The sequence below is a fragment of the Marinicauda pacifica genome, from assembly GCF_004793635.1.
Taxonomy (GTDB): Bacteria; Pseudomonadota; Alphaproteobacteria; order Caulobacterales; family Maricaulaceae; genus Marinicauda; species Marinicauda pacifica.
The window spans coordinates 1-300 of the sequence record NZ_SRXV01000131.1; the positions used below are offsets into that span (position 1 = coordinate 1).

At 67.0% G+C, this 300-nt stretch carries 1 pseudogene; it reads right to left on the reverse strand.

The annotated features are described in order from the left end of the window. Window positions 1-300, reverse strand: a pseudogene (locus E5162_RS14680) (methylmalonyl Co-A mutase-associated GTPase MeaB); the annotation flags it as partial.

Genomic DNA, 300 nt, shown 5'->3' on the forward strand with positions numbered 1-300 from the left:
GCGCGCTTCTCGTTCTCGCCTTCGGCCTTGTTCACGAACAGGATTTCAGCCAGTTCCAGAATGCCCTTCTTGATACCCTGCAGCTCGTCGCCCGCGGCGGGCAGCATCAGCGCGACGAACACGTCGACCATGTCGGCCACGACCGTTTCGGACTGGCCGACGCCCACCGTCTCGACAATGACGACGTCATAGCCCGCCGCTTCGCACAGCATCATGGATTCGCGCGTCTTGCGCGCGACACCGCCGAGCGTGCCCGCCGCCGGGGAGGGCCGGATGAAGGCGGCGCGGTCGACGGCCAGC